Genomic DNA, 17,132 nt, shown 5'->3' with positions numbered 1-17,132 from the left:
GGCCGGGGCAGGGCAAGTCGCATTCAGCTGAACGATTTCATCTGCAACTGTCATGCAGATCGTGTCTAATACCGCTCCCCACCTGCTGTTCCCCACCCGTATGTCCCTTCCCTCCCATGGCCCCGCGCCGTGCGACGACGCTGACGGCCACCTGGTCACCGCCGGCCCGCTGACCCCGCCGCCCGATAGCGCCGGCACCACCGCCGACGAAAAAGCGCTGCGCCACTCGATCGCCGAGGATGTGCAGGGCATGGTGCTGGCCACGATGGTGGCCTCGCTGGGCCTGGCCATCTTCGCCAAGAGTGGGCTGATGATCGGCGGCATGGCCGGCATGGCGTTCCTGCTGCATTACGCGCTGGACTGGAACTTCGGCGTGGTGTTCGTGCTGGTCAATCTGCCGTTCTACTGGGTGGCGGTGCGGCGCATGGGCTGGGAATTCACCCTGAAGACCTTCGCCGCGGTCACCGCCTGCGGCGTGCTGACCGACCTGCTGCCGCGCTGGATCGACTTCTCGCACATCCACCCGCTGTATTCGGCGATCGTCGGTGGCGCATTGTCCGGCCTGGGCATCCTGTTCTTCATCCGTCACCGTGCCAGCCTCGGCGGTATCGGCATCCTGGCGGTGTACCTGCAGCGCACCCGTGGCTGGAGCGCGGGCAAGGTGCAGATGTCCTACGACGCCTGCCTGATGGTGGCCGCGTTCTTCGTGCTGTCGCCTTCCAAGGTGCTGTATTCGGCCATCGGCGCGGTGGTGCTCAGCTTGGTGCTGATGTTCAACCACCGCCCCGGCCGCTACATGGGCGTGTGATCGCGCTCTCCGCGTTCGCCGGGCATGGCCCGGCGCTACTACGTGGCGGTTCCGGTAGCGCCGGGCCATGCCCGGCGGCCGTCCTTCAACGTACGGCGGCCTGCAGCCACGGCGGCGACAGCGTCAGCAGCCGCGCGTGCACCGGGCAATCCTCGGCGTGCGCACCGGGCAGGTAGCCCAGGCTCATCAGGAACTCGCCGGTGATCTCGCCACCGGTGAAGCGGAAGGTCTTCTTGAACAGCTTCACCCAGTCGGCCTTGCTGCGCGGGTGATGCGCATCCAGCCACGCCGCGAAGCTGCCATGGCTGGCCCGCAGCTGCTGGATCACCTGCGCGTTGTGGATCGCCGCCAGTACCTTCAGCCGGTTGCGGATGATGCCCGCGTCCGACAGCAGGCGTTCGATGTCCTGCTCGGCATACGCAGCCACGCGGTCCACATCGAAGCCGTCATAGGCTGCGCGGAAGCCCTCGCGTTTCTTCAGGATCGTCTCCCAGCTCAGGCCGGCCTGGTTGATTTCCAGCACCAGCCGCTCGAACAGTTCGCGCTCGTCACGCTGCGGGAAGCCGTACTCGTTGGCGTGGTAGTAGTCGTGCACCGGATGGCCCGGGGCGATGAGGCAGTAGCCGCTCATGGGGAAGACTCGTTGGATTCGGGTTCGGGATCGATGGCCAGCGCAGGGCGCCCGCCGATGGACAGCATCGGCCAGCGCGGAGGTTCGAGAGTGAGTTCGCCATCGCGCAGGGCCTGGTTGATCGCCTCGGCCTGGCCGCTGACGGTGCCGAACAGCGAACCGGCCCGGCGCCACTGGGCATCCCTGCCACGTGCGTACAGCACGCAGTCGGGGCCACGGTGGGTGTACAGCTCGCACAGCAGCACTTCGCCGGTGCCGTCGCCGTCCAGGTCGCGATGCACGATCAGGCAGTCGCGCTCGCTCTGGGCGCAGGATTCACCATTGATCGAACGTGTGGCCAGTGCCTGCCACCAATCCTCCGGTGGCGAGCTGGATCCCTTGGCCAGCTTCAGCGCGCGCTGCAGGGCGACGACGTCCTGCGGCCCCTTGTCGAGGCGCTGTCCGTCGTCCCAGCGTGACGTGCGTGCCAGCGCTGCCGCGATCACCTGTGGCGCATTGGCATCGGCGGTGATGGCCGGATCACGCTGCAGCTCGCGCAGCGCCTGCACGCCACGGCGCCCAAGATCGAAGCGCAGCACGTTGACGTCGCTGCTGGTGATTGCCGGCGGGTCCGCGCGCAGCCGCGCCAGCTGGCTGGACAGGGTCAGCCGCACCGGGTCCAGCAGTGGCGAGTTGCCCAGCAATGCCAGTGCCAGCACCGCCCAGCACATCCAGCGGTTGACCGGCTCCACCATCTGCAACCAGCGCCCCTGCCGGCGCAGCACCGCCAACGCGTAGCCCACGGCATAACCGGCCACGGCCAACGCGACGAGTACTGCCCAGAACCGGTCCACGGTCCAGCCGTACTGCACCACGCGCAGGCCCAGCGCGTACAGTGCCAGCGCCGCGTAGACCGGCAGCGCCAGCAGGCTGGCTTCAACAAGGCGTCGCAGCAGCAGGGGGTAGGGGGCGCTGTCTTCCCCCTGCTGGTAGACCGCATTGGTGAACGTCACCAGCAACAGCGACAGCACCAGCAGCAGGCTGGCGGCCGAGCGGGTCTTCCACAGCGGCTCGAGCCCGGTGAGCGGCAGGCTCAGCACGAACAGCACCGCGATGAACGACAGCAGCGGCAGCAGCCCGCGGCAGATCGCGAACAGCACCTGGCGGGTGATCTGGATCGCGCGGTGCTGGGTGCGCCCGATCAGCACGCCAAACCCGGCCAGGCTGCCGGTGGCCAGCGCAATGAACGCGTCCTGCCGGAACAGGTCGCGGAAGAACGTCACCTCCAGCAGCTGGAACAGCGCCGCCCACAACCACAGCAGCAGCCAGGTCAGCCCGGTGAACAGCGCCGCCAGGGCCAGGGTCAGACCGTTCTGCCAGGCGCGCTCGAACAGCTCCGGATAGCTGGCGCGCCAATGCCCGTGCTGCAACTGGAACTGCCACCAGGGCAGGGCCACGAACACCGCCACCGCCATGCCCAGGGTCAGCGGGAACTGCAGCGCGCCCGAATCCAGCGCGGTCTCGCCGTTGAGGTTCCAGCCGATCCAGGCGGCCAACGCCAGCACCACCACCGAGCCGAGCACCGCCTGCAGCCACAGGTGGCGCTGGCCCAGCTCGACCAAGCTCAATGCCACTGCGCTGGGGATGGCCAGCACCCAGGCGTACCAGCAGTAGCGCCAGCCGATATCGCGGAAGGGCCATGCATCGGACAGCTCCTGCGCGGTGTACAGCATCAGGCCCTGCAGCAGGGCGATCAGGACGATGGCGCTGCGTGCCGGCAGGGTCAGGGGCGAAGAGGGCTGCATCGATGACCTTCCATGGCAAAGCTCCATCCTAGCCCATCGCTGCACGCACCCATCGCGCGACCATATCGGCCCCAGCAGGTAGAATGGGGCCATGCCTGTAATGCCGACCTCCCTTGCCGATCACCTGCTCGTCGCGCTGCCGTCGCTGCTCGACGCGACCTTTGCCCGCAGCGTCGCGCTGATCTGCCAGCACGACGAGAACGGCGCAATGGGCGTGCTGGTCAACCAGCCTTCCGAGTACACGCTGGGTGAAGTGCTTGCACAGATGGACATCACCACCGGTGATGGCGACCTGCAGGCGCGCATGGTGCTTAACGGCGGCCCGGTGCATCCGGAGCGCGGCTTCGTCATCCATGACGACGCGCGGGCGTGGGATTCCAGCCTGACCGTGGGCGACGGCCTGTACCTGACCACCTCGCGCGACATCCTCGAAGCGATGGCGCGCGGCGAAGGCCCGGCCAATGCCGTGGTCACCCTTGGCTGTGCCGGTTGGGGCGCAGGGCAGCTGGAAAGCGAGCTGTCCGAGAACAGCTGGCTGACGGTGCCGGCCGATGCCGAACTGGTGTTCCAGCTGCCGCTGGAGCAGCGCTGGCAGGGTGCGGCCTCGCGTATCGGCGTGGACCTGTTCCGGCTGACGGATTACAGCGGCCATGTCTGAGCCGGTCGCGCCCGCACCGGTTCCTGCTGCCCCGGCGATCCGCCGTGATGGCACCGTTCTGGGTTTCGATGTCGGCTCGCGACGGATCGGCGTGGCTATCGGCAGTGCGTTCGCCGCGCATGCGCGCGCGGTGGCCGTGGTCGATGTGCACGGCAACGGCCCGGACTGGACCGCGATCGAGCGCCTGCTCAAGGAATGGAAGCCCGATGGCCTGGTGGTCGGCGACCCGCTGACCCTGGACGGCCAGGACCAGCCCAACCGCAAGCGTGCGCAGGGCTTCGCCCGCCAGCTGCGGGAACGTTTCAAACTGCCGGTGGTGATGATCGACGAGCGTTCCAGCTCGGTCGAGGCCGCCCGCCGCTTCGCCGTCGAGCGCGCCGAAGGGCGCAAGCGCCGCCGTGATGCGGCCGCCCTCGATGCCGTGGCCGCGGCGGTGATCATCGACCGCTGGCTGTCGTCCCCCGACGACGCCACCCCCATTCCCTGACTGCCCGACACCGCCATGACCGCCCAGCAAATCGATGCCTCCGGACGCCTGCGCCACCTGCTGACCCTGGAGGGCCTGCCGCGCGAGACCCTGCTGCAGCTGCTCGATCGGGCAGGGCAGATCCGCGATGCCGCAGTCGGCCGCGTCGGCAACAAGCGCCACGTATTGGCCGGTTCGGCGGTGTGCACGCTGTTCTTCGAACCGTCCACGCGCACCCGCAGCTCGTTCCAGCTGGCCGCACAGCGGCTGGGCGCCGACGTACTGAATTTTGATGCCTCGACCTCGTCCACGCGCAAGGGCGAAACCGCCTGCGACACGCTGCGCAACCTGGAAGCGATGGGCGTGCGCGGTTTCGTGGTGCGCCACCCGGATGATGGCGCCGTGGCCGCACTGGCCGAGGCGGCGGGCGAGGGCACTGCACTGATCAACGCCGGTGACGGCCGCAGTTCGCACCCGACCCAGGGCCTACTGGACATGCTGACCCTGCGCCAGGCCAAGGGCCCGGATTTCTCGAAGTTGAAGGTGGTGATCGTCGGCGACGTGAAGCACTCGCGTGTGGCCCGCACCGACCTGCATGCGCTGCGCACGCTGGGCGTAGGCGAGATCCGCGTCTGCGGCCCGCAGTCGCTGCTGCCGGACGACGAGACCCTGAAGGGCTGCGTGGTCGGCGATGATTTCGACGCGATGCTGGAAGGCGTCGACGCGCTGATGATGCTGCGCCTGCAGCGCGAGCGCATGGAAGAAGGCCTGGTGCCGTCGCTGGAGCAGTATCACACGCAGTACGGCCTGACCACCGAGCGCCTGGCCCGCGCCGGCAAGGATGCGGCGGTGCTGCACCCGGGCCCGATCAACCGCGGCGTGGAAGTGACCGACGAAGTGGCCGACGGCCCGCAGTCGTGGGTGCTGCGCCAGGTCGCCAACGGCGTCGCCGTGCGCATGGCCGTGCTGGAAACCCTGCTGGGCTGATCCCCGCTTGGTAGGTGTCAACCTAGGTTGGCACCCACTGCTTTGGTAGATGCCAACCTTGGTTGGCACTATCCGGCGGTGCTCATGTCATCTGACCCATCACCCGAGGCCCCGAGCTCCCATTCGCACCATGCGTGGGGATATTGCCCCAGCCGCGTCGTCAGCCCGGCCCTGATCGGATTTCCCATCAGGTACATCGCATGCCGGTGCAACGATTCGTCAGAGCGGATCGCATGATCGTGATAGCACGCCTGCCAGAAGCGCCCGATCCGCCCCAGCAAGCGATTTGCCTGCTGGGCTGTGCGCGACTTGAAGCGCTTCATGACGGTTTCCAGCGTCCCCGCGCGCAGTTTGACCAGCCAGTGGATGTGCTCGGGCATGACCACGTAGGCGATCGAGCGGGTGAAGCCTTCCTGATCCAGTCGCTGGAATTCGCGCATTGCCAAGGCGGCCGCTGCGGCGTTGGTGAAGAGCGGTGCGCGGTCATGGACGACAGTGGTGAGGATATAGCTGAGGCCGATGCTGGAGCGACGACCGAGCAGGAAACGTGTGTTCTGCATGGAGCAAGCATGGACAGGGCTGCTTCCAGTGAACATCGGGGAATGGCTTGGTTTCAGGTAGGCCAGTGCCAACCAAGGTTGGCAACTACCAGAGCAGTCAATGCCAACCAAGGTTGGCAACTACCAGGGGCTGTGGCTCAGCGCTTCTGCGCGAACAGCCATTCCCACATTGCCGGGTCCGCATAGGTGGCATCCCAGGCGTTGTGGTTGCCGTCGGGGTACTCGGTATAGCGCACGTCGCGTGCGCTGGCGCCCTGGAAGGCGGCGTGCAGCCTGCGGTCGTCGTCCGGCGGCACCACGTCGTCCAGCGCGCCGTGGAAGATCCAGATCGGCGTGTGCCGCAGGCGCTGCGCGATCACGGCATACGGATCGGTTTCCTGGGCGACCTGCTCGACGAACAGGGTTGGGCGCTTCGCGCGTGGTGCAAGTACCGCGCCGCACACGGGGACGATCGCGGCAAAGCGGCGCGGGTCGTCCAGCGCGATGTTCCAGCTGCCGTAGCCGCCCATCGACATGCCAGTCAGGTACTGCCGTGCCGGGTCGGCGCCGAATTCGGCGATCGTGGCGTCCAGTGCGGCCACTGCCGCACGGTTGTTGCGGCCGCTCCATTCCTCATGGCCCGGTACCTGTGGGAACACCACCAGGGCGGGGAAGTCGGGATGCTCGCGCAGGTAAGGCCCCAGCCCGGCGTAGGTCTGCTTGATGCCATCGGCACCGCGCTCGCCGGAGCCGTGCAGGAACAGGATGACCGGGAGGTGGGTGGGAGCGGCGGCCTGCACGCCGGCCGGAATGAACACCTGATAGTAGGCGGTCTCCCCCTCCACCTTCACCGCACGTGCCTCGAAGCGACCACGCGCGCTGTCCGGCAGCGAAGTGCAACCGCTCATCACCAGAAGGGCCAGCAGTGGCAGCCAGCGCGACATCGAACGGACCATGGGAATTCCCGAAGCGGCAGGTATGGCCGCATCGTAGTCCGCCGCACGTCAATGAGGCATCGTGCGCCGCGTCACTGCGGACGCGGGAAACTGGCGATGATGTCCAACTGCTCCTGTGCCTCGGCGTTGCCTTCGGCGGCAGCTGCCTGCACCTGTGCCATGTCCGGATGCAGCACCACCAGCAGCGGGTTCTCGCAGACCGGGCAGTCGTACTCGGTGGCGTCCTCGTCCAGCTCCATCTCCATGGCACGCGAGCTGCCCTTCCATTCGCAGGCCGGGCAGGTGTGCTGCTGGTCGCGCCAGCCGGGCTGGAAATAGTTTTCGATCGTTGTTGCCATGGGTGTTCCAGTTGGGTGGGGTCAGCGCCCCGCGTGGCGGGGGCCGATCCTCAATGCGGTCAGTGCAGCAGCACCAGGGTGGCCAGGCCGAGGAAAGTGAAGAAGCCCATCGAGTCGGTCACGGCGGTCAGGAAGATGCCACTGGCCAGCGCCGGATCGAAGCCGAAGCGCTTCAGTGTGAGCGGCACCAGCACGCCGGCCAGCGCTGCGAACAGCAGGTTGCAGGTCAGCGCGATGGCGATCACCGCAGACAGACCGGGTGAATGGAACCAGGCCAATACGATCAGGCCCAGCACCGAGCCGAGCATCACGCCGTTCAACAGCGCAACCCGGACCTCCTTCCACAACAGGGTGCGCGCGTTGGAGGCGCCCACCTGGCCCAGCGCCAGGCCGCGCACCATCAGCGCCAGCACCTGGGTACCGGCGTTGCCACCGAGGCCGGCAACGATCGGCATCAGCACCGCCAGCGCCACCAGCTTGTCGATGGTGCCCTCGAAGTGGCCGACCACGCTGGAGGCCAGGAACGCCGTGCACAGGTTGACCGACAGCCACATCAAGCGGCGGCGCATGGCGCGCCAGACCGGGCTGAACAGATCTTCGTCCTCGTCCAGGCCGGCGGCGCCCAGCGCCTGGTGCTCGGCCTGTCCACGGATGATGTCGACCACGTCATCGATGGTGATGCGGCCGACCAGGATGTTGTTGTCGTCCACCACCGGCGCCGAGATCCAGTCATGGTCGGAGAACTGGCGGGCGACCTCCTGGTCGCTTTCGCCGACATCGATCGCCGGCTGCTCGTCGTCGATCAGGCGGTTGATCGGGGTGGTGTCCTCGTGGGTCACCAGTGCCGCCAGCGACACCCGGCCGAGGTATTGATGGCGCCGGCTGACCACGAACAGGTGGTCGGTGTGGTCGGGCAGTTCGCCTCGCAGGCGCAGGTAGCGCAGCACCACGTCGACGTTGACGTCGGCGCGCACGGTCACCACGTCCGGGTTCATCAGGCGCCCGGCACTGTCCTCGGGGTAGGACAGCACCTGCTCCAGGCGCTCGCGGTTCTCGCGGTCCATCGACTTGAGGACTTCGTCGATGACCGTGTCCGGCAGGTCTTCGACCAGGTCGGCCAGGTCGTCGATGTCCAGGTCTTCGACCGCGGCGATGATTTCGTCCGGGTCCATGTCCGCGAGCAGGCTCTCGCGCACGTCGTCGCCGACGTGGACCAGCACCTCGCCGTCATCTTCCGGATCGACCAGGCCCCACACCACCTCGCGCTTGCCCGGCGGCAACGATTCGAGCAGGTTGCCGATCTCGGCCGGGGCCAGGGTGTTGACCAGGCGGCGCACCGGGCCCAGCCGACCGCTGTCCAGTGCGTCGGACAGCATCCGCAGTTGGCGTGCAGTCTTGTCGTGGCGTACAGCTTCAGCCATCGCAGCTCCCGCGGGATAAGAAAAGCCGCGATCCCGGCAAGGATGCGGCAACAGGGGTGTTCAGCGCGTCATTATCGCAAGGGGATGTTTCAACGCATAGCCGCCACGCATGGCAGCCGATGGTAGTGCCGGCCGCTGGCCGGCAACCTCACGGACCTCGATGGCGGCGATTGCCGGCCAGCGGCCGGCACTGCCCTTGGCGCTCAGGCCGTTTCGGCCACCAGCGCCAGCCAGCGCTCGATGGCGCGGCGGTCGCGTGCGGCCAGCAGCTTCGGTGCGCGCGCACGCAGCGTGGCCAGGTCGGCCTCGCGGATCGCGCGGCGCACCTCCAGCAGTGTGCCGGGGTGCAGGCTGAACTCGCTCAGGCCCAGCGCCAGCAGCAGCGGCGTCATCCGCGCATCACCGGCCATCTCACCGCAGACCGCCACCGGGATGCGATGCCGCGCACCGGTCTCGATCACCATCTGCAGCAGCCGCAGCACGGCCGGATGCAGTGGCGAATACAGCTCGCCCAGTGCCTCGTTGTTGCGGTCGGCGGCCAGCAGGTACTGCACCAGGTCGTTGGTGCCGATCGACAGGAAGTCGACCAGGTCGATGAAGCTCTCCAGTGCCAACGCCGCAGCGGGCACCTCGATCATCGCCCCCAGTGGCACATGGTCGGACACCATGTGACCTTCGCCACGCAGCTGTTCGGTCAGCTTGAGCATGCGCCGGCGCACCGCCAGCAGTTCCTCGCGGGTGCTGACCATCGGCACCAGCACGCGCAGCTTGCCGTAGGCCGAGGCCCGCAGGATCGCGCGCAGCTGGGTGTCGGCCACCTTCGGCCGTGCCAGCGACAGGCGCACGCCGCGCAGTCCCAAGGCCGGGTTCTCTTCATTGCTCAGGGTCAGGCCGGTACGGTCGGCCTTGTCCGCGCCCAGATCGAGCGTGCGGATGGTGACCGGTCGCCCGCTCATGCCCAATGCGGCATCGCGGTAGGTCTGGAACTGTTCTTCTTCGTCCGGCAGCTCGTTGCGCTGCAGGAACAGGAATTCGGTGCGGTACAGGCCCAGTCCCTGCGCGCCCAGCGCATGTGCCTGGGTGACGTCCTCCAGCGATTCGGCATTGGCCAGCAGCGCGATGTCGACCTGGTCGCGGGTACGGCTGGGCTTGCTGCGCAGGCGGCCGAGCTCGCGCTGCTCGCGCGCATGCTCTTTCAGGCGCGCGCGGTAGTCGCGCAGGTTGTCGGCCTGCGGGTTGGCGGTGATGCTGCCGTCGGCGCCATCGATGATCAGCACGTCGCCATCGGCGATGCGGCTGAGCAGCTGCGGCACGTTGACGATCAGGGGCAGGTGCAGGCTGCGCGCCAGGATGGCGCTGTGCGACAGCGCGCTGCCGGCGGCGGTGACGATGCCGACCACGCCCTGCGCCTGCAGTTGCGCCAGCTCGGACGGGGCGATGTTGTCGCAGACCAGGATCTCCCCGGCCAGGCCCTTCATCACCGGCGGCCGTTCGGGCTGCAGGAAGGCGTGGATGCGGCCGATCACATGGTCCAGGTCGTCCATGCGGCTCTTCAGATAGGCATCGTCCATGCCATCGAAGACCTTGGCCAGGCGGTCACGCTGCAGGCGCAGTGCATAGCCGGCGCTGTAGGGGCCGCTGCGGATCAGTTCGTCCAGCCCGAACAACAGCTCGGGATCGTCCAGCAGCAGGGCATGCAGGTCGAGGAACTCGCCCACTTCCTGGTTCAAGGCGCCATGCAGGCGCTGGCGCAGCTCGTGCATTTCCGTGCGCGCGGCATCCACCGCCCGGTGCAGGCGGGCCAGTTCGGCCTCGATCTGATGGGCGGCGATGCGCTGCTCGGCCACTTCCAGCGCATGCGGCAGGCGCACCCGTGCCCGGCCCATCGCCGCGCCACGGGCAGCACCGTGCCCGGCCAGCAGCTGTACCGGCCGCTGGCTGGAAGGGACCTGGGCGGCACGCGCGCGTGGCACGCTCAGCTGTCCTCGTCGAAGCGGCGTTCGAACAGGCCGACCACCGCTTCCATCGCGGCGGCTTCGTCCTCGCCGTTGATGCGCACCGTGACCGGGGTGCCCTGGCCGGCGGCCAGCAGCATCACGCCCATGATGCTCTTGGCGTTGATCTCACGGCCCTTGGCGGCCATGGTCACGTTGCAGCGGAACGGCGCCAGGGTCTGCACCAGCTTGGCGGTGGCCCGGGCATGCAGGCCCAGGCGGTTGCTCACGGTGAGTTCTCGTTCAAGCATCGTCGACTATCGCTCCATTACGGGTACCCGCCGCGGCTGTGGCGGGCAGTTGATCCAGTCCCTGTTCCGGATAATTCATCACCCGCAGCAACATCGGCAGGCTCAGCGCCGACACCCGGCGAACCGGGGTCCCCAGACGGGCCAGCTGCCCGGCAAGGTTGGCGGGGCTGGCGCCGTACAGGTCGGTCAGGATCAGCACACCTTCACCGCCATCGACCCGCCGCAGAGCGGCCGAGGCAAGCGGGAGAAGAGCATCCAGGTCTGCGTCGAACGGTACTTCGAAAGCTTCGGTTTTCAGCGGCAACTGCCGCAGGAGCCGGGTCGCCACGTCAAGCAGGGCGGTGCCGACCCCGGGATGTGTTACGAGGAGAATGCCACAGGTCATTACTGCACGTTAACAGGTCAAGGTGAATTGGCGATAGCAGCAGGAGAGGGGCACTGTGTCCCGTATTCAGTGTTGCCAGGGTCAGAGCCCTTTTCCCCTGGAAAAGGGATCCGACCCCATCCGTTTTTCTATACCTGACCGAGATTCATCCACGCATGGCGTGGATCGTGTCGACCAAGGTCGACACCCACCAACAGCACACGGAATCTGTCAGAGGCGGGGCGGTGTGGGTAGGCAGGACCGTTGGCGCCATGGATGGCGCCATCGAGCCCCCAGGGAGGGGTTCACGGCGTGTCCTGCCTGCCCACATCGCCCCGCCATCCCACGGAATGCCGCTTTTGCTTTTGCTGTTGCTGTTGCCGGCCAGCGGCCGGCACTACCGGCGGGTGCCGGGCGCAGCCCGGCCGACCACCCTCAATCCTGTTCGCGGTGGTACGTGGCCACGTCTTCCCAGCCCATCTCGCGGGCATGCCGGGCCAGGCGCTCGGCGAGGAACACCGAACGGTGCTTGCCGCCGGTGCAGCCGAACGCCACGGTCACGTAGCTGCGGGTGCCATCCCCCAGCTTCGGCAGCCAGGTATCGAGGAAATCCATCAGCTGGGCCAGGTAACGCTGCACGTCCGGCTGCGCTTCCAGGTAGTCACGCACGCCAGGCTCACGGCCGCTGAGCGCGCGCAGGTCCGGGTCCCAGTGTGGATTGGGCAGCACCCGCGCGTCGAACACGAAGTCCGCTTCGGCCGGCACGCCGCGCTTGTAGGCAAACGATTCGAACAGCAGCGACAGGCCGGTGGCATGGTCCATCGTGAACTCGGTGATGATCCGCCGCCGCAGCTGATGCACGTTGAGGTTGCTGGTATCGATCACCGCATCGGCCTCGCGGCGCAGCGGTGCGGTCAGCTCGCGCTCGCGGGCGATCGCTTCGGGCAGCGACAGGCCCAGCTGGCTCAGCGGATGGCGACGGCGGGTGTCGGCATAGCGCTTGAGCACCGTTTCATCGCTGGCCTCGAAGAACAGCACCTTCACTTCCACGCCGGCGTCGGTGGCCAGCTGCCGCCAGTCGCCCAGCTGGCTCAGGTCGGCCTGGCCGCGCACGTCGATGCCCACCGCCAGCCGACGCGGCGCGCTGCCGTCGTGGTTGGCCAGCAGGCTGCGCACGAAGTCAGGCAGCAGGTGGATCGGCAGGTTGTCCGAGCAGTAGTAGTCCTGGTCCTCGAAGGTCTTCAGGGCGACGGATTTACCCGAGCCGGACAGGCCGCTGACGATGATCAGGGTCGGGGCGGAGGGGGTTGCGGTGCTCATGGACAGGCTCTTCGAAGGGCAGGGGAATCAGGGCGTTCGCCGTTCCAGCAGGTTGCTGTGGCGGGCGATGAACATCGCCGCCGGGTCGATGCCCTTGGTACGCAGGATATGCAGGCGGGTGGCGGCTTCGGTCAGCACGGCCAGGTTACGGCCAGGCATCACCGGCAGGGTGATCAGCGGAACATCCAGGTCCAGCACATGGCGGGTGCCCGAGTCGCCGGTCAGGCGCTCGTAGCCATGCGGGGTGGGTTCGGTCATCGGCTTGGTCAGGTGGACGATCAGCCGAAGGTACTTGTTCTTCTTTACAGCTGTGTCGCCGAACATCTCGCGCACGTTCAGTACGCCCAGGCCGCGCACTTCCAGCAGGTCCTGCAGCAGCTCGGGGCAGGTGCCGTCGAGTACGTCGGGCGCGATCTGGGTGAATTCGGGGGCATCGTCGGCGACCAGGCGATGGCCACGGCTGAGCAGTTCCAGCGCCAGCTCGCTCTTGCCCGATCCGGCCTCGCCGGTGATCAGCACGCCGATCGAGTAGATCTCCATGAACACGCCATGCAGGATCACCCGCGGCGCCAGCGTACGCGCCAGGTGGTAGGACAGGTGGTTGAGCAGTTCGTGGCCGCGCTTGGGCGACAGCCACAGCGGCGTGCCGGATTCATCCGCGGCGGCACGCAGGTCTTCCGGGCACGCCTGGTTGCGGGTCAGCACCAGCGCCAGCGGGTGCGACTGCATGATCTTTTCGATGGTCTCCCAACGCTGGCGCGGTTCCAGTGCATCCAGCCAGGACAGTTCCTCGGTGCCCAGGATCTGCACCTTGTTGGGATAGATGGCGTTGAGGTAGCCGGCCAGCGAGGGGCGCCGCGAGACCGTGTTGCCGGCCTCCAGCTCGCGCTTCTCGCCGGACTTGCCGGCAGCCCAGCGCAGCCCCAGCCGCTCGCGCTGCTGTTCGAACAGTTCACGGGCGGTGATGCTGGTATTCATGCGGCGCTCGCAGGTGGGGTCATGTCCAGCGCCTCGCGCAGGGCCCGGGCATCGCCCGCTTCGCGCAGGGCCTGGCGGATGTCCGGCGCGGAGAACAGCTCGGCCAGCTCGGACAGCAGCATCAGGTGCTGGTGGGTGTAGTGGGCGGGGACGGCCATGGCGAACACCAGGTCCACCGGCTCGTCGCCGCCGAAGTCGACCGGGGTGGCCAACCGCAGCAGGGCGCCGCGGGGGCGGTCCAGGGTTGGCGCGCGGCCGTGGGGAATGGCGATGCCGTGACCGATCACGGTGCTGCCCAGCGCTTCGCGCTGGCACAGGTTCAGATAGATCTGTTCGGCGTTGGCCTGGCGGCAGGCCAGCAACCCGGCGGCGGCCTGCAGGACGCTGTCGCGGTCGGTGGCCGTGCAGAGCTGGGTCTGCACGGCCGCCAGGAGGTCAGTCAGGGGCATGTCTGCGGGGAACGGTGGCGATCAGCCACCATTGTCGCCCACCGGCAGCGGCGCGTGCTGCTGTTTTTTCTCCTTGTGCTTGATCACCAGGCGGTCAAGCTTGTCCGCAAGCAGGTCGATCGCGGCATACATGGTCTGGGCATTGGCCTCGGCGTGCAGGGTCTGGCCGGGAATGTTGAGGCTGGCGTCGACGTGGTGTTCGGTCTTCTGCAGCTTGAGGGTCACCCGCGCTTCGCAGTGCTGGTCGAAGTGTTTGCCGATCCGGGCCAGCTTTTCCTCTACATAGGACTGCAGGGCCGGGGTGACTTCGACATCTTTGCCAAACGTTTCGATGCGCATCGGGTTTCTCCTGTGTTCGGATGTGCCAATGAACCTCTCCGCCGGGCGCGGCGGCGCGTCAAGCGATTCTGACCCTTTCGTGCGAGGCGGAAATGTTCATGGCTTCACGATACTTCGCCACGGTGCGCCGCGCTACTGGAATTCCCGATGATTTGAGCAGGTCAGCCAGCTTGGCGTCAGAAAGCGGCTTGCGCGGGTTCTCGTCGTCGATCAGGCGCCGGATCATCGCCTGGATGGCGGTGCTGGACGCCTCGCCACCGCCCTCGGTATCAATGCCGGAGGCAAAGAAGGCGCGCAGCGGCAGGGTGCCTCGCGGGGTACGCACGTGCTTGCGGGCGATCGCGCGCGAGACCGTGGATTCGTGCAGGCCGAGCTCGGCGGCGATCTCGCGCAGGGTCAGTGGACGCAGCGCCTGCTCACCGAATTCAAGGAAGCCGGCCTGCTGCAGGATCAGGCTGCGCACGACGCGCAGCAGGGTTTCGCCACGCTGCTGCAGCCCTTTCAGCAGCCAGCGCGCTTCCTGCAGCTGGGCACGCAGGTAGCCGGCATCGGCGTCGCCACAGCGTCGGATCAGCTGTTCGTAGCCGCGGTGGATCACCACCTTCGGCCCGGCATGCGCGGCCAGCGCCGCGCGCCACACGCCGTTCTGCCGCCACACCACCACGTCCGGCACCACATAGGTGTCCTGCGACAGCGGTGCGATCTGCGTGCCCGGGCGCGGGTCCAGCGAGCGCAGCAGCGCCACGGCAGTCTCGACCTCGTCCAGCGGCTGCTTCAACTCATGGGCAAGCCCGGCGACGCCGCTGCGCGGCAACCGTTCCAAGGGGCCTGCGGCAATCTGCCGCGCCAGGATCAGGGCGGGCGTGTCGCCGGCCAGCACATCCAGCTGCAGCAGCAGGCATTCGCCCAGCGTGCGTGCAGCCACACCCACCGGATCGAAGCGCTGGATGCGATGCAGCACGGCGAGGATCTCGTCCTCGTCGGCGTGGATCGCCGGCAACAGGGTTTCAGCGATGGTGGCCAGCGGCTCGCGCAGGTACCCGTCGTCGTCCAATGCATCGATCAGTGCCGCGCCGATGCTGCGATCACGCGAGGACAGATGCGACAGATGCAGCTGCCACAGCAGATGGTCGGCCAGTGTTTCGGTTTCGGCTACGCGCTCGGCAGCGCTGCCGTTGTCGTCGTCATCGTCGAAGCTGCCACCGCTGCCGGCCGCGCTCCAGTCCAGTTCGGCCGGCGCCCAATCGTCACCGGCATCGGTGCGTTCTGCGGGGGCATCACTGTCGTTGCCATCGCCGGCTTCGTTGGCGGTACTGCTGCTGTCACTGCTGTCGGCCCAGTCCAGCAGTGGATTGCTTTCCACCGCCTGCGCGATTTCCAGCTCCAGCTCGGTGGTGGACATCTGCAGCAGCTTGATCGCCTGCTGCAACTGGGGCGTGAGCACCAGGTGCTGTCCCAACGATGTCTGCAGCCGAGTCTTCATGCCTGTGCCGAAAGGAAGGAAAGGGACCCGGCGACCGCAGTCACAGCTTGAAGGAATCCCCAAGGTAGACCCGACGCACGTCGGCATTGTCCAGGATCGCCTCCGGCGAACCCTGGGCCAGCACGCTGCCCTCGGCGAGGATATACGCGCGGTCGCAGATACCCAAGGTCTCGCGCACATTGTGGTCGGTGATCAACACGCCGATGCCACGCTGCTTGAGATGGGTGACGATGCGCTGGATCTCGCCGACCGAAATCGGGTCGACACCGGCGAACGGTTCGTCGAGCAGGATCAGGCGCGGCTGCGCGGCCAGGGCGCGGGCGATCTCGCAGCGGCGGCGTTCGCCACCGGACAGGCTGGCGCCGAGCTGGTCGGCGACATGGCCCAGCTGCAGTTCGTCGAGCAGGCTGTTCAATTCGCGCTCGCGGCCCTTCGAATCGAGGTCCTCGCGCAGTTCCAGCACCAGGCGGATGTTGTCGGCCACGGTCAGCTTGCGGAACACCGAGGGTTCCTGCGGCAGATAGCCCACGCCCTGCTTGGCGCGGGTATACATCGGATCGCCGGTGATGTCTTTGCCATCGAGCACGATGCTGCCAGCGTCAGCCGCAACCAGGCCGACGATCATGTAGAAGCAGGTGGTCTTGCCGGCGCCGTTGGGGCCGAGCAGGCCGACCACTTCACCGGCGTCGAGGGTCAACCCGAAGTCCTTGACGACTTCGCGCTGCTTGTACTTCTTGCGCAGGCCCTTGGCGACGAGCATTACTTCCTGCTCCCGGCCGGCTGCGCCGGCGTGGTGGCCTTGGGCTGTGCCGCAGGCGCGGCCGGGGTCTTGTTCTTCGGCGGGATGACGGTGCGCACGCGGCTGCCGTCACCACCGGAGTTCATCTCGCCGGTGCGGGTGTTGTAGACCATGCGCTGGCCGGCATTGGTGCCGCGGGCGCTGGTGACCTTGTAGTTGCCGGTCAGGGTGATGATCTCGGTCTTGATGTCGTAATCGATGCGATCAGCCAGCGCGTCCATCCAGGTGCCGTCATCGAGCTGCTGCTTCATCTTGGCCTGCTTGCCGGTGAACACCACGCGCACGGCCTCGCCGTCCTTGAGGTAGATCTCGGCCTCGGACGAGCGCAGGTCCAGCGTGCCCTGGGTGATGATCACGCCCTGCGACAGCACGGTCTTGCCGTCGCCGGTGAGCATGCCCGACTGGGCGCCGGAATCGATGTGCATGTCTTCGTTGCGGTCGGTGGACTTGGCGAAGGCGGCGCTGGGGACAAGAAGACCGAGCGCGAGTACGGCGGCAAAGGGAATCTTCATCGGGGTCCGTTCTACCGGTGGAGGCCGCCCGGGCGGGCCGGGGGCGGCCTCCACC

Annotated in this window: 20 protein-coding genes; 4 read left to right on the top strand and 16 right to left on the bottom strand. The window is 67.4% G+C overall.

Features of this window, described 5'->3' with window-relative positions; all coding sequences use genetic code 11:
- Positions 1-100: 100 nt before the first annotated feature.
- Positions 101-808 (top strand): YitT family protein, encoded by a 708-nt coding sequence (locus G5A07_RS20075; RefSeq protein WP_029379885.1) that lies wholly within the window; start codon positions 101-103, stop codon positions 806-808.
- Between the two features lie 85 nt (positions 809-893).
- Here G5A07_RS20075 and G5A07_RS20070 read toward each other — a convergent pair whose 3' ends face one another.
- Both G5A07_RS20070 and G5A07_RS20065 read right to left on the bottom strand, forming a co-directional pair.
- On the bottom strand, positions 894-1,439 hold the full coding sequence (locus G5A07_RS20070; RefSeq protein WP_043398320.1) for a DNA-3-methyladenine glycosylase I: 546 nt from the start codon (positions 1,437-1,439) through the stop codon (positions 894-896).
- On the bottom strand, positions 1,436-3,223 hold the full coding sequence (locus tag G5A07_RS20065; protein WP_191863894.1) for a DUF4153 domain-containing protein: 1,788 nt from the start codon (positions 3,221-3,223) through the stop codon (positions 1,436-1,438). The genes G5A07_RS20070 and G5A07_RS20065 overlap by 4 nt, the downstream gene beginning before the upstream one ends.
- Positions 3,224-3,314: 91 nt before the next feature.
- On the opposite strand from G5A07_RS20065, the gene G5A07_RS20060 reads away from it, so the two are divergent.
- Genes G5A07_RS20060 through G5A07_RS20050 form a run of 3 tightly spaced genes read left to right on the top strand, consistent with a single transcriptional unit; the run spans position 3,315 to position 5,334 of the window.
- Positions 3,315-3,881: a YqgE/AlgH family protein gene (locus G5A07_RS20060; protein ID WP_010483676.1), complete on the top strand. Its 567-nt coding sequence runs from the start codon at positions 3,315-3,317 to the stop codon at positions 3,879-3,881.
- A complete protein-coding gene (gene ruvX, locus G5A07_RS20055) occupies positions 3,874-4,368 on the top strand; it encodes a Holliday junction resolvase RuvX (RefSeq protein WP_010483674.1) in 495 nt (164 codons plus the stop codon). The genes G5A07_RS20060 and ruvX overlap by 8 nt, the downstream gene beginning before the upstream one ends.
- Positions 4,369-4,383: 15 nt before the next feature.
- Positions 4,384-5,334, top strand: a complete 951-nt coding sequence (locus G5A07_RS20050) for an aspartate carbamoyltransferase catalytic subunit (protein ID WP_019337122.1) — start codon at positions 4,384-4,386, stop codon at positions 5,332-5,334.
- Between the two features lie 68 nt (positions 5,335-5,402).
- On the opposite strand, the gene G5A07_RS20045 is transcribed toward G5A07_RS20050, so the two are convergent.
- The 14 genes from G5A07_RS20045 to lptA all read right to left on the bottom strand — a co-directional run bounded on the left by G5A07_RS20045 (position 5,403) and on the right by lptA (position 17,077).
- On the bottom strand, positions 5,403-5,894 hold the full coding sequence (locus tag G5A07_RS20045; RefSeq protein WP_191863893.1) for a transposase: 492 nt from the start codon (positions 5,892-5,894) through the stop codon (positions 5,403-5,405).
- Between the two features lie 137 nt (positions 5,895-6,031).
- Positions 6,032-6,829 carry a prolyl oligopeptidase family serine peptidase gene (locus tag G5A07_RS20040; protein WP_191863892.1) on the bottom strand — a complete coding sequence of 266 codons (798 nt, stop codon included), beginning with the start codon at positions 6,827-6,829 and terminating at the stop codon, positions 6,032-6,034.
- Positions 6,830-6,900: 71 nt separating this feature from the next.
- Complete coding sequence (locus G5A07_RS20035) at positions 6,901-7,167, bottom strand: hypothetical protein (protein WP_010483664.1); 267 nt, start codon at positions 7,165-7,167, stop codon at positions 6,901-6,903.
- A gap of 59 nt (positions 7,168-7,226) precedes the next feature.
- Complete coding sequence (mgtE, locus tag G5A07_RS20030) at positions 7,227-8,588, bottom strand: magnesium transporter (protein ID WP_010483662.1); 1,362 nt, start codon at positions 8,586-8,588, stop codon at positions 7,227-7,229.
- Between the two features lie 203 nt (positions 8,589-8,791).
- The gene (gene ptsP, locus G5A07_RS20025) at positions 8,792-10,561 is read right to left on the bottom strand and encodes a phosphoenolpyruvate--protein phosphotransferase (RefSeq protein WP_010483659.1); all 1,770 of its coding nucleotides are present in this window, start codon (positions 10,559-10,561) and stop codon (positions 8,792-8,794) included.
- Positions 10,562-10,563: 2 nt separating this feature from the next.
- A complete protein-coding gene (locus tag G5A07_RS20020) occupies positions 10,564-10,833 on the bottom strand; it encodes an HPr family phosphocarrier protein (RefSeq protein WP_005408385.1) in 270 nt (89 codons plus the stop codon).
- A complete protein-coding gene (locus G5A07_RS20015) occupies positions 10,826-11,218 on the bottom strand; it encodes a PTS fructose subfamily transporter subunit IIA (RefSeq protein WP_010483657.1) in 393 nt (130 codons plus the stop codon). The genes G5A07_RS20020 and G5A07_RS20015 overlap by 8 nt, the downstream gene beginning before the upstream one ends.
- Before the next feature lie 414 nt (positions 11,219-11,632).
- Positions 11,633-12,517 (bottom strand): RNase adapter RapZ, encoded by an 885-nt coding sequence (gene rapZ, locus G5A07_RS20010; RefSeq protein ID WP_010483655.1) that lies wholly within the window; start codon positions 12,515-12,517, stop codon positions 11,633-11,635.
- A gap of 27 nt (positions 12,518-12,544) precedes the next feature.
- Positions 12,545-13,495: an HPr(Ser) kinase/phosphatase gene (hprK, locus tag G5A07_RS20005; protein ID WP_005408388.1), complete on the bottom strand. Its 951-nt coding sequence runs from the start codon at positions 13,493-13,495 to the stop codon at positions 12,545-12,547.
- Positions 13,492-13,944 (bottom strand): PTS sugar transporter subunit IIA, encoded by a 453-nt coding sequence (locus G5A07_RS20000; protein ID WP_010483653.1) that lies wholly within the window; start codon positions 13,942-13,944, stop codon positions 13,492-13,494. The genes hprK and G5A07_RS20000 overlap by 4 nt, the downstream gene beginning before the upstream one ends.
- Before the next feature lie 21 nt (positions 13,945-13,965).
- Positions 13,966-14,283 (bottom strand): ribosome-associated translation inhibitor RaiA, encoded by a 318-nt coding sequence (gene raiA / locus G5A07_RS19995; RefSeq protein ID WP_004147311.1) that lies wholly within the window; start codon positions 14,281-14,283, stop codon positions 13,966-13,968.
- A 58-nt stretch (positions 14,284-14,341) separates the two neighbouring features.
- On the bottom strand, positions 14,342-15,766 hold the full coding sequence (locus G5A07_RS19990) for an RNA polymerase factor sigma-54 (protein WP_099560383.1): 1,425 nt from the start codon (positions 15,764-15,766) through the stop codon (positions 14,342-14,344).
- A gap of 40 nt (positions 15,767-15,806) precedes the next feature.
- Positions 15,807-16,526, bottom strand: coding sequence for an LPS export ABC transporter ATP-binding protein (lptB, locus tag G5A07_RS19985; RefSeq protein ID WP_010483646.1), 720 nt, complete (start codon positions 16,524-16,526; stop codon positions 15,807-15,809).
- A complete protein-coding gene (gene lptA, locus G5A07_RS19980) occupies positions 16,526-17,077 on the bottom strand; it encodes a lipopolysaccharide transport periplasmic protein LptA (RefSeq protein WP_005408392.1) in 552 nt (183 codons plus the stop codon). The genes lptB and lptA overlap by 1 nt, the downstream gene beginning before the upstream one ends.
- Positions 17,078-17,132 lie beyond the last annotated feature (55 nt).

The organism is Stenotrophomonas sp. AS012628, from assembly GCF_010608305.1.
Classification (GTDB): domain Bacteria; phylum Pseudomonadota; class Gammaproteobacteria; order Xanthomonadales; family Xanthomonadaceae; genus Stenotrophomonas; species Stenotrophomonas geniculata.
This window is presented reverse-complemented; position numbering and strand designations above follow the sequence as displayed.

Bases quoted from the DNA above. Each gene is read 5' to 3' on its own strand.
- G5A07_RS20075 (WP_029379885.1), top strand. From the start codon at position 101: ATGTCCCTTCCCTCCCATGGCCCCGCGCCGTGCGACGACGCTGACGGC.
- G5A07_RS20070 (WP_043398320.1), bottom strand. From the start codon at position 1,439: ATGAGCGGCTACTGCCTCATCGCCCCGGGCCATCCGGTGCACGACTAC.
- G5A07_RS20065 (WP_191863894.1), bottom strand. From the start codon at position 3,223: ATGCAGCCCTCTTCGCCCCTGACCCTGCCGGCACGCAGCGCCATCGTC.
- G5A07_RS20060 (WP_010483676.1), top strand. From the start codon at position 3,315: ATGCCTGTAATGCCGACCTCCCTTGCCGATCACCTGCTCGTCGCGCTG.
- ruvX (WP_010483674.1), top strand. From the start codon at position 3,874: ATGTCTGAGCCGGTCGCGCCCGCACCGGTTCCTGCTGCCCCGGCGATC.
- G5A07_RS20050 (WP_019337122.1), top strand. From the start codon at position 4,384: ATGACCGCCCAGCAAATCGATGCCTCCGGACGCCTGCGCCACCTGCTG.
- G5A07_RS20045 (WP_191863893.1), bottom strand. From the start codon at position 5,894: ATGCAGAACACACGTTTCCTGCTCGGTCGTCGCTCCAGCATCGGCCTC.
- G5A07_RS20040 (WP_191863892.1), bottom strand. From the start codon at position 6,829: ATGGTCCGTTCGATGTCGCGCTGGCTGCCACTGCTGGCCCTTCTGGTG.
- G5A07_RS20035 (WP_010483664.1), bottom strand. From the start codon at position 7,167: ATGGCAACAACGATCGAAAACTATTTCCAGCCCGGCTGGCGCGACCAG.
- mgtE (WP_010483662.1), bottom strand. From the start codon at position 8,588: ATGGCTGAAGCTGTACGCCACGACAAGACTGCACGCCAACTGCGGATG.
- G5A07_RS20020 (WP_005408385.1), bottom strand. From the start codon at position 10,833: ATGCTTGAACGAGAACTCACCGTGAGCAACCGCCTGGGCCTGCATGCC.
- G5A07_RS20015 (WP_010483657.1), bottom strand. From the start codon at position 11,218: ATGACCTGTGGCATTCTCCTCGTAACACATCCCGGGGTCGGCACCGCC.
- rapZ (WP_010483655.1), bottom strand. From the start codon at position 12,517: ATGAGCACCGCAACCCCCTCCGCCCCGACCCTGATCATCGTCAGCGGC.
- hprK (WP_005408388.1), bottom strand. From the start codon at position 13,495: ATGAATACCAGCATCACCGCCCGTGAACTGTTCGAACAGCAGCGCGAG.
- G5A07_RS20000 (WP_010483653.1), bottom strand. From the start codon at position 13,944: ATGCCCCTGACTGACCTCCTGGCGGCCGTGCAGACCCAGCTCTGCACG.
- raiA (WP_004147311.1), bottom strand. From the start codon at position 14,283: ATGCGCATCGAAACGTTTGGCAAAGATGTCGAAGTCACCCCGGCCCTG.
- G5A07_RS19990 (WP_099560383.1), bottom strand. From the start codon at position 15,766: ATGAAGACTCGGCTGCAGACATCGTTGGGACAGCACCTGGTGCTCACG.
- lptB (WP_010483646.1), bottom strand. From the start codon at position 16,526: ATGCTCGTCGCCAAGGGCCTGCGCAAGAAGTACAAGCAGCGCGAAGTC.
- lptA (WP_005408392.1), bottom strand. From the start codon at position 17,077: ATGAAGATTCCCTTTGCCGCCGTACTCGCGCTCGGTCTTCTTGTCCCC.